Annotated in this window: 7 protein-coding genes; 3 read left to right on the top strand and 4 right to left on the bottom strand. The window is 67.4% G+C overall.

Annotation, left to right across the window (positions count from 1 at the left end):
- Positions 1–52: 52 nt before the first annotated feature.
- Positions 53–1,213 (bottom strand): mandelate racemase/muconate lactonizing enzyme family protein, encoded by a 1,161-nt coding sequence (locus tag CUR96_RS10175; protein WP_102193192.1) that lies wholly within the window; start codon positions 1,211–1,213, stop codon positions 53–55.
- Between the two features lie 90 nt (positions 1,214–1,303).
- On the bottom strand, positions 1,304–2,107 hold the full coding sequence (locus CUR96_RS10170; protein ID WP_102193191.1) for an IclR family transcriptional regulator: 804 nt from the start codon (positions 2,105–2,107) through the stop codon (positions 1,304–1,306).
- A gap of 330 nt (positions 2,108–2,437) precedes the next feature.
- Here CUR96_RS10170 and CUR96_RS10165 point away from each other — a divergent pair, with 330 nt between their 5' ends.
- From CUR96_RS10165 to CUR96_RS10155, 3 genes are read left to right on the top strand one after another with little or no spacing between them, the layout of a single operon-like run.
- The gene (locus tag CUR96_RS10165) at positions 2,438–3,268 is read left to right on the top strand and encodes a carbohydrate ABC transporter permease (RefSeq protein WP_245861185.1); all 831 of its coding nucleotides are present in this window, start codon (positions 2,438–2,440) and stop codon (positions 3,266–3,268) included.
- Positions 3,265–4,125 (top strand): carbohydrate ABC transporter permease, encoded by an 861-nt coding sequence (locus CUR96_RS10160; protein ID WP_245861183.1) that lies wholly within the window; start codon positions 3,265–3,267, stop codon positions 4,123–4,125. The genes CUR96_RS10165 and CUR96_RS10160 overlap by 4 nt, the downstream gene beginning before the upstream one ends.
- Positions 4,126–4,180: 55 nt before the next feature.
- Complete coding sequence (locus CUR96_RS10155; RefSeq protein ID WP_102193188.1) at positions 4,181–5,488, top strand: ABC transporter substrate-binding protein; 1,308 nt, start codon at positions 4,181–4,183, stop codon at positions 5,486–5,488.
- 70 nt (positions 5,489–5,558) lie between these two features.
- Here the strand turns inward: CUR96_RS10155 and CUR96_RS10150 are convergent, their stop codons facing one another.
- Both CUR96_RS10150 and CUR96_RS10145 read right to left on the bottom strand, forming a co-directional pair.
- Positions 5,559–6,278, bottom strand: coding sequence for an SDR family NAD(P)-dependent oxidoreductase (locus CUR96_RS10150; protein WP_102193187.1), 720 nt, complete (start codon positions 6,276–6,278; stop codon positions 5,559–5,561).
- Complete coding sequence (locus tag CUR96_RS10145) at positions 6,275–7,192, bottom strand: dihydrodipicolinate synthase family protein (RefSeq protein ID WP_102193186.1); 918 nt, start codon at positions 7,190–7,192, stop codon at positions 6,275–6,277. The genes CUR96_RS10150 and CUR96_RS10145 overlap by 4 nt, the downstream gene beginning before the upstream one ends.
- Positions 7,193–7,282 lie beyond the last annotated feature (90 nt).

The raw sequence follows: 7,282 nt of genomic DNA, 5'->3' as shown, positions 1-7,282 counted from the left end.
GGTGGTGAGGGATCCGATCCCTCACCACCCGCCCTCTCAGTTCGCAGCGCGCTCAGCGGCGCACGAACTCCTGGATCGCTGACTCGTCGACGGTCACGCCCAGTCCCGGACCGTTCGGCACGACGAATCCGCCGTCCGGACGCACCTCGAGCGGAGACGTGAGGATGCGGTTCGCGACGGGAAGGGTGAACGGCTGGTACTCGAACGCCAGCAGCGAGGCAGCGCTCGCCGCGACATGCACGCCTGCGGCCATCGCGATGCCGAAAGCCGCGGAGTGGTGCGGCGCGACCTGCACGTGGAACGCATCGGAGACCGCCGCGATCGCAAGGCCTTCGGTGATGCCGGTCCGGCCGATGTCCGGCTGCGTGAGGCCGACCGCTCTGCGGGTGAGCCAATCGGTGAACTCGAAGCGGCTCCGCATCGCCTCGCCGATCGCGACGGGCGTGTCCAGGGAGGCGGCGAGATCGCGGTGTCCCTCCACGTCCTCCGGCGCCAGAGGCGCCTCGAAGAACCACGCCTTCCGGTCGTCGAGCTCTCGTCCGAGCGCCTTGGCCTCGCCGAGCCGGTAGGTCCAGTGCGCGTCCAGCGCGACATCGAGATCCGGATGGACGGCACGGATCGCATCATAGGTCGCGAGGTCCGTACGGATGTCGACACCGAGGTGCAGCTTGATGCGTCGAGTGCCCGCCTCGACCAGTTCGGCGGCCTTGTCGGCCCGATCCGCGTCGTCCACGCCTCGGATGCCGGAGACATAGGTGGGCAGGACCTCGGTGAACCGCCCGCCGGCGAGTTCGGACACCGAGAGGCCTGTCGCCTGCCCCCACAGGTCCCAGAGGGCGATGTCGACGGCGGCCATAGCGTCTGCCTGGTGCCCGGTGAGGTGCCCTCGCTCGCGCATCGACTCGGACATCCGGTGCCAGAGCGTGCGCACCGAACGCGGATCCTCACCGAGGATGAGCGGCGTGAGCAGGTGGTCGACGATGGCGGCGGCGACGACGGGTGCGACGGGTGCGAGGGCCTCGCCCCAGCCGACCAGGCCGTCATCCGTCTCGATCTTCACCAGGAGGGTCTCGTAGCCGGGGGAGTAGAGGCTGCGCCACGGCGGCCGGATCACGTATCCACGGTGCTCCACGGCGGAGTCGCCCGCATAGGAGTTGTTCGCATCCTCTTTCGAGAGGTAGAGCGGGAAGGTCTGGACGCGCGCGATTCGCACAGGGGTCTCCTAAGACATCGATGGTCGAGAAGCCGGCGGCGTGCGCCGCGGCATTGTGGTCAGGGAGCCGCGGAGAGACGCGGCAACGGTTCAGAGCGTCGCGAAGGAGCTCACGGCGCGGGAGGGGCTGTAGCCGAGGGCGACGGAGATCTCGTCGGCCGCCTCGATCAACTGCAGCGCGAGCTCCTGGTGGGGGGCGTGGAGGTCGAGCACCGACAGGGGACCGCTCGCCGAAAGGCCGGCGACGATCTCGCCCGCCTGGTTGTGGATCGGGGCGGCGATGCATGCGCGGCCGAAGGCGAGTTCTTCGATCTCGGTCGCGTATCCGCGGCTGCGGGTCTCATCCAGCGCGACCTGCATGGCGTCTCGGTCCACGATCGTGTGCGGCGTGTACCGCTGGGGGGCCTGGGCGAAGTACTCGTCGACCATGGCGCTGGGCATGCCGGACAGCAGGGCCTTGCCCAGGCCAGTAGCGTGCAGCGGCCCGGTGCGGCCTGCCATCGCGAACGATTTCGGCGCCAGCGCGCCCTCGAAGTTGCAGAGGTAGGTGAAGGTGAACCCGCTGAGCTCGGCGACGTTCACGCCGATCTCGATCCGGCGTGCGAGGTTCTGTGCGATCTGCCGCGAAGCACGGAAGATGGGCGATCCGTTCAGTGCGATCGTGCCGAGGGCCACTGCTGCGGGGCCCAGCCGGTACAGGCCGGTCCGGCCGTCCTGGATGACGAACTTCATGCGGTCAAGCGCGGACATCATGCGGGACACCGTGGACTGGCCGAGGCCGGTGAGCGTGCACAGCTCCGAGACGCGGAGTTCTCCCGACTCCTCGGTGAAGCACGCGAGCAAGGACATCGCCCGTTCGACGGTCTGGGTGCCACCCACCGATTCCGATGCCATCGTGCCTTCTCCTTCATGCTGCCGCCGCGTCTGCGGCTCCGCGACTCATCGCCGCTGCCAGTCATCCTAATGAGAGAACTGGTGCGAGGCAACATAAATATGGGTGTCTTATGCATTTTGTGGATTTCGCATCCGCAATGTGGTTGACTGGCGACACGTCAACGCCGACGACTGTGACGACGGCGCAGGGCCCGGCATGGGGCCGTCCTTACTCGGAAAGTGAATGCAATGCACCAAGTCATCCTCGAGAGGCCCGCGACTCGCGAGCGGGTCGAGCAACGTTCCGGGCGGCGATCCACGCTGGGCGCGAAGGATCGCACCTTCGGTTTCATGATCGCACTTCCCGCCGTCCTCCTGTTCCTCGTGATCGCGATCTTCCCGCTCGTCTCGAGCGTCGGCACGAGTCTCTATGACCAGTCGCTGCTGCGCCCGGAGCGCACCTTCGTCGGGTTCGGGAACTATGCGGCGATCTGGGACGAGTTCGTGGCCAGGCTCGGCACCACGCTCGTGTTCTCGTCGCTCGCCACGGTCTTCCCCCTCGTCCTCGGTGTGGCACTCGCGATGCTGCTCAACTCCCGCATGCGCGGCCGCAACATCCTGCGGGGTGCACTGATGCTGCCATGGCTGCTCCCCGGTGTCGTCGTCTCCTTCCTCTGGGCATGGATCTTCAACGACAGCTACGGCGTGGTGAACCACGTCCTCTCCGTCTTCGGGATGCCGGAGATCAGCATGCTCGGCAACCCGGTGGGCGCGATGTCGGCGGTCATCATCGCGAAGACCTGGCATTCGTTCCCCTGGATCATGGTGGTGGCCCTCGCCGTCCTCCAGACCCTGCCCAGCGAGCAGATCGAGGCCGCCACGATCGACGGCGCAACGCGTGCACAGCGCTTTCGCTACATCTCGCTTCCTCATATCGCGGGCCCCGTCGCTCTCGTGGCCGTGCTGGAGTTCATCTACAACTTCGGCAACTTCGACACGATCTTCGTCATGACGGGAGGCGGGCCGGGCAACTCCACGACGACCCTGGCCGTCAGCCTCTACCACCTCGCGTTCGGCAGCTACGAGCTCGGCAAGGCCTCCGCGATGGGCGCCTTGTGGCTCGTCCTGCTGGCGATCATCTCGAGCGGGTACCTGCTCCTCAACCGACGACTGGAGAAATGATGCGCCGTAGTCGCGACGTCGGCGAGTCGATCATCCGACCGCACCTGTCCATTCCCGGGCGCCTCGCCCTCCTGCTTCTGGCCCTCTTCGGTCTGCTGCCCATCTACTGGCTGACGGCGACGGCGTTCACGAAGAAGGAGGACGTCTTCGCCCTGGACAGGCCGTTCTTCCCGGTCGACCCCACGATCGAGAACTTCGTCGGCTTCTTCCAGAACGATGCGCTCCTGAAGAGCCTCGTGAACAGCATCGTCGTCTCATCGGGCACGGCGGTGCTGGCCGTCCTCGTCGGCGGCCTCATGGCGTACTCGCTCTCGAAGTTCCGCTACCGCGGACGGAGCGCGATCATGTTCATGTTCCTGATCGGGCAGCTCATCCCGGGTGCGCTGCTGCTCATCTCGCTGTACCTGATGCTGAGCTCGGCAGGGCTGCTCTACACATACACGGCGCTCATCATCTCGTTCACGACCTTCACCCTCCCGCTCACGGTCTTCCTGCTGAAGGGGATCATCGACGGCATCCCCGACGACATCCTGGAAGCCGCGAAGGTCGACGGGCTCTCCCGCACGGCCACCATGTTCCGGATCGTCTTCCCGCTCGTGGTGCCCGGCCTCATCACCGCCGCGATGTTCGCCTTCATGCGGGGGTGGAGCGACCTCCTCTTCGCGCTGACGCTCGCAGGGCCCGACAAGCAGACGCTGCCGGCGGGCCTCACCCAAGCCTTCATCCGCGAGGGTACCGCCGACTGGCCGGCCCTGATGGCGGCATCCCTCATCACGTCCCTGCCGCTCGTCATCATCTTCGTCGTCCTCCAGCGCTACTTCGTCTCCGGCCTCGCAGCTGGCGCGGTCAAGGGGTAGCCACTCGTCACCCAGCAACAACCGATCCTCATCACGTCCCGAAGGAGCAGTCCTCATGAACATCTCGAACTCGCAGCTGAGCCGTCGTGCCTTTCTCGGCGGCAGCACCGCCCTGGCCGCGTTCGGCGTCCTCGCGCTCGCCGGTTGCACGACCCCCGTCGCATCGACGCCGGGTGCCGGGGCGAACGCCGCGACCAAGGCGAAAACCATCAACTTCTACGGCAACTCGCTCGGCGAGGAGGCGCTGAAGCCGGCATGGCAGGGGATCCTCGACGGGTTCTCCAAGGATGCCGGCGTGAAGGTCGCGCCGGTGATCTACCCGTACGATCAAGCCGCCACACAACTGGCACTCACCGGCCGCTCCGGCAAGCTCATGGGCGTCGGGCAGTCGGGAGGGTGGCAGGTGCTCACCCCGATGAACGTGCTCGCCGACCTGACCGACCTGGCGAAGGGTCTCGGCATCCCGCAGGGCGTGCTCGATTCGTACACCATGGACGGAAAGCTCCTCGTGCTGCCGCTGACCGCCGCCGGCATCGGCCTCATCACGAACGGCGAGATCGCGAAGAGCGTCGGCATCAAGTCGGGCATGACGGTCGAGAAGTTCGCGACGGCGCTCGAGAAGATCAAGGCGCAGGATTCATCGCTGATCCCGTACGCCGCGGTGACGAAGAACCCGGATCTGAAGGATGCCGTGCACTGGATGTGGGGATTCGGGAGCGACGTGGTCACGGACGACTTCACGTGCACGATCGGCGACGCCGAGAGCGTGGAAGCCATCACCTGGTACAAGTCCCTGCTGGACGCCGGGCTCACCCAGACGAACGTGGCGCGCAGTGACGCCCGCATCCTGTTCGCGAGCGGGCGCGCGGCGCTCTACGACGATGCGCCGTTGGCCTCCACGTTCGTGAAGACCAACGGGGCGGCGCAGAACATCATCGACAACATCGGAGCCATCGCCCGTCCGACCGCCGGGAGCAACGATTCCTACAACCGCGCGTGGGGCGGCGGTCTCTTCGCGAGTGCCGGGGAAGGCGAACTCACCAGCCGCGAGTTCATCACGTATGCCGCGACCGACGTCGAGGCGGCGACTGCACTCTACGAGCGTTCCGCTGTGGCCCCCGCTGCCAAGTCCGTGGCCGACCAGATCCCTGCGCTCGCGGCTGACAAGTTCCAGGTCGCGTTCCGCACGGAGGTCTCCGAGCATGCCCGCGGAGCGGCGTGGGACCGCGTCGCTGTGACGGCCCAGATCGATGCGGCCATCGGCGGGGGCGTCGCGACGATCCTCGCCGGACAGGTGGAGGTGCAGGCGGGTCTCAACGCGCTGAAGAAGGAAGTGCAGGGGCTGCTCGACTCCAACTCCTGAGCTCTCGTATCCACACGAATGCCGCACCGGATCTCCGGTGCGGCATTCGCGTCGTCGGCGTGAGCGGTTCTCAGAGCCAGCGCTCACGCAGCGAGGGCTTGAGCCACGCGGCAGGAGACGAGATCGACAGGCCGCCGTCGACGGGGATCGAGGCGCCGGTCACGAACGAGGCGGCGTCGGAGGCGAGGAACTCCACCACGGAGGCGACCTCCTCCGGCCGGCCGATGCGGCCCAGGGGATAGCCCTCACTCTCGCCGGTGTCCGTCGCCGAGATGCTCCCCGGCTGCACGGCGTTGACTCGGATGCCGCGAGGGCCGTAGTCGAGAGCCAGCTGCCTCACGAGGCCCTCGACGCCCGCCTTGGCTGCGGCGTACGCCGGCAGTGCGGGCGCGGCGAGTGCGCCGTTGACGGAGGTCACCGCGATGATCGACGATCCCCGATCGAGGTGGGGCAATGCCGCACGGGCCACGAAGAACGCCGAGTCGAGCGTGGCTCCGATGGCGCCGCGCCACTCCTCGTCGGTCGTCGCCTCGGCTCGCGCGATCGGCATGCGGGCGGCGGCGAGCACGACCACGTCGATGCCGCCCAGGATGGCAGCCGCGTCGGACACCGTTCGTTCTGCGGCCTCGGATCGACTGCAGTCGGCAACGAGGTACCGGTCGAAGACGGGATCGGACGAAGTCTCGAGGCCCACCCCCACCACGGCGTCGCCCCGCTCGACGAACGCACGCGCGATCGCGAGTCCGATGTCGGAGGTGCCGCCGATCAGCAGCACGCCTCGGCGGGTCATACGCGCACCGAGGCGGGCAGACGAGGAAGGTCGAGTTCCTCGATCACGAGATCGACGGCCGCCCGGCTGCCGGCGTCGAGACGCGCCGCCGGGTAGCGCACGGTCGCGTGCTCGATGATCCTGCGCGCCACGAGCACCTCCTTGTGCACCGCCCAAGCGATGCCGCCCTGCAGACCGATCAGCACGAGAGGGAGCATACGGCGGAATCCCGCCCGTGCATCGTCGACGCGCCCCGCGACGAAGTCCGCGAGCACAGGGGCGAGAAGGTCGGGGAACTCGCATGCGGGCATGGTGCCCACTGCGCCCCTGGCGTACTCCTCCAGACAGAACTGCGCGTTCTGGCCTCCGAGCACGGCGAAGTCGCTGTCGCCGACCGCGTCGACGACAGCGCCGACCTTGGGCGCGGTCGGCGGAGCCTCGATCTTCACGGAATCGACGCCGTCGAGGCGGGCGATCTCGGCGATCAGCGCCGGCGGCATCGAGACTCCGGTGACACCGGGGGCGTCCTGCACCATCACCGAAAGGGCCGTCGCCGCGGCGACCTCGCCGTAGAAGTCGACGAGCGTGGCGGCGGGTGGCTTGACCATGAAGGGCGGCAGCACCATGAGGGCATCGGCGCCCCCCTCCTCGGCGATGAGGGCCTGCTCGATCGAGGTCGCCGTCGAGGTGCCGTTGACTCCGGCGACGACCGGCACTCGCCGGTCGACGATCCGCACGACATCGTCGAGGATCGTGCGTCGTTCGTCGGCGGTCAGCGCGAAGCCCTCGCTCGCCATGCCGAACACGGCGACGCCGTCGACTCCGGAGGCGAGTTCGAACTCCACCAGACGCCGCAGGCTGTCGCGGTCGAGAGCGCCCGCCTCGTCGAAGGGCGTCGCAAGAATCGGCATCAAGCCGTGGAGCGTCATGGTCATCGACCTCTTCCCCGCGTGGTGGTCGCGGATTCACATTTCTCGCAAGGTGTATGCATATTGTGAGATAGTCTGCCACATAATGGTTACCAT

This window comes from Microbacterium aurantiacum (genome assembly GCF_002872075.1).
Classification (GTDB): Bacteria; Actinomycetota; Actinomycetes; order Actinomycetales; family Microbacteriaceae; genus Microbacterium; species Microbacterium aurantiacum_A.
The sequence above is the reverse complement of the archived record's forward strand: the minus strand, read 5'-3'. Positions and strand labels throughout refer to the sequence as shown.